Below are 2604 nucleotides of genomic sequence, written 5' to 3' on the forward strand. Positions count from 1 at the left end.
GCCGTGCCAACGAGCCGCGTGCCGCCCTGGTCTCGTGTCAGTGGACCGAAGACTTGGCCATAATCAAGCGCCGCGTAGGCGTGCTGCCCGGTGTGCGCGATGGGCGCTTGCAGTTCATTGCGCCAGTAAAAGCCGCGCTCGCCGGCGAGCATTGTCTCGCCATCGAAACCACGCACCGTGTAGCGGCTGCCGATGGTCAAGCTATCCAGATAAAAAAGCCGGTTGTTGGTGAACTGCCCGTGTGCGGCACTGACGTAGCGCAACGGCTGGCTCGCGAGCGTAAACGGCACGGACAGATTTGCATCAAGCGATGCCATGCGCAGTCGATACGTCGGATAGCCGCGTGGCAACGCCGGCGTTGCACCGAGCCAATCCAGACCATGCCGGTACGCGAGCAGGCCGTCAAACTGTGCGCCGCCGACATAATGCCGATGGGTCAAGCCCAACTCGATAAACGTATTATTACGTCGTTGTGGTTTGATTTCGGTGTCTTCGATAAAGCTCGCGCCAAAGCGCTTAATGCCGCGTAGCTGCACACCGAACACACCGGCCTGGCTGCGCGCTAGTGTGCGATGCACGCGCGCGTCGACGAACTGGCTGTTGCCGCTTGCGACAAAGGTGTGGTTCACGCCGACAATCTGTTGGTAGTAGGTGTTGGTACTGGCGGACAGCGATGCGGTCCAGTATCCATACGGGATCGAATAGGCAGCGTTCCAGCCGTGCGAGCCGAGCCGCTTGTCGCCGAAACTGAGATCATGGTTGGCGCCCACGTTCAGTATGTCGTTCAAGCCCAGTGGGTTATCGATGCCGATGCTCATGTGGCCTTGCAGCTTGCCGGTCGCCCGCGCCCCCGAGTTGTCCACTGCTGCGACGATCGTCCACGGCTTGGCGCGCCTCAGCTGGATCACCACGTCACTTTGGCCTGGCGTCTGGGCGGGTTCAATCCGCATGTCGACGTCCTGACTCGGCACGCGCTTGAGCTGCTCCAGGCCTTGTTCAAGATCGCGCAGATTCAGCGCGTCGCCGGCTCTAGCTGGAAACGCAGACTTCCATGTGCCGCGTATCGTCGGCTCCGAGAAACGCACGGCATGAATCACGCCTGGCACTAGCGTGACGGTCAACTCGCCGTGCGACAGATCCTGCTCGGCCAGCATAACCCGTGTTGTGATGTAGCCGCGGCTTAAAATCTCCTGTGTTAGCCCACTGACAATCCGGTCCAAACCCTGCTTGCCGACGCATTGACCCGCGTAGTGCGCCAGCCATTGACGTGCAAATGCGAAGCGGTCCTGGGGCAGCGCCGAGGCGCCTTGTGCGCGCACGGATGCCGGTAGAAGCTCGGGCACCTTAAGCGCGAGGCGCTCAAGGCGAAAGCACGGCTGCTCGATGGGCAACACCGGGTAAGCCGCGGCGGGTGGTGCGCTGGAGCGTACAGCAGGAGTGTTGATGGCCTGTTCGCGCTCTTGTGCCTGGCGCTGTTGCTCAAGCCGCTGTTCCGGATAGGTTGTTTGCCGCGTCGGTTCAGGCGGGTTTTGCGCCAGCGCCCCGGGGCTGGTGCCTATGCCGCCGAGCAGCAGGGCCGTGCATCCTGCAAGCGAGCCAGCGTAGCGAATAGATACCCGTGCTGTCGAGGTTGGCAAAGCAGGTGCTCCTTGGCGAACAGGGGCTGGCGCGGCCAGCGGGGACCTGATATTGGCATGGCGGGGCGGCCCACTGGGGTGGGCCGGTCCGTCCCGCGCAGTATTTTTTCCGATTGAATGGGGGCGGTGTCCGGAGCACGGCACAGGCGGTTGGCCAATGGCGAATCTTTATACTAGGGTAGTTAAATTGCCCGACGAGGCTAACCTATATGGCAACGCGTTGGATTCTAGTGGGTGTTGAGCCAGTGTGGCGTGTGGGCCGCGCCCGCTTCGTGGCGCTCTGGTTGAGCGCGTGGCCAGCGTGGGGTCTTGCGCAAATCGTGCCGGTTCCGGGGGGAGAGACGCGAGTCATCCAAACGCAAAATGGTTTGCCGCAGGTCGATATTGCCCGGCCGTCCGGGGCAGGCGTGTCGGTCAATCACTACCATCAGTTCGACGTCCAAGCGCCCGGCGCGATCCTAAACAATGCTTCGGCGATTGTTAAAACGGGTCGAGCAGGCTATATCAACGGCAATCCGCACTTCGGCCCGAATCAGTCGGCGCGCCTCATCGTCAACGAGGTTCATAGCCTAGAGGCAAGCCAGCTGCGTGGCCCTGTGGAGGTGGCCGGTCCGCGCGCTGAGGTGGTGGTCGCTAATCCGTCGGGCATTGTCGTGAACGGCGGTGGCTTCATTAACACAAGCCGGGCGACGCTGACGACCGGACAACCGTACTATGGCGCAGACGGCTCGCTAGCCGGCTTCAATGTGTCGCGTGGGCTGGTGACCGTGCATGGCGCGGAGTTTAATGCGTCGAACATCGATCAAGTCGACCTGATCGCGCGCGCGGTGCGGGTGAACACCGAAATTTACGCCAAAAACTTGAACGTGGTGAGCGGTGCGAACCACGTGCCTTACGACACGCTAGCGGCCACGACCATTCAAGGCGACGGGCCGGCGCCAAGCGTATCGATTGACGTTGGCCAACT

At 61.9% G+C, this 2604-nt stretch carries 2 protein-coding genes; one reads left to right on the top strand and one right to left on the bottom strand.

Annotated elements, in window-relative coordinates:
• On the bottom strand, positions 1-1538 hold a 1538-nt coding region (locus B0O95_RS15055), incomplete at its 3' end, for a ShlB/FhaC/HecB family hemolysin secretion/activation protein (protein WP_233203450.1).
• Positions 1539-1846: 308 nt separating this feature from the next.
• Here B0O95_RS15055 and B0O95_RS15060 point away from each other — a divergent pair.
• The coding region (locus B0O95_RS15060) for a filamentous hemagglutinin N-terminal domain-containing protein (RefSeq protein ID WP_146064120.1) at positions 1847-2604 on the top strand (758 nt) is incomplete at its 3' end.

The organism is Mycetohabitans endofungorum (assembly GCF_002927045.1).
GTDB lineage: Bacteria > Pseudomonadota > Gammaproteobacteria > Burkholderiales > Burkholderiaceae > Mycetohabitans > Mycetohabitans endofungorum.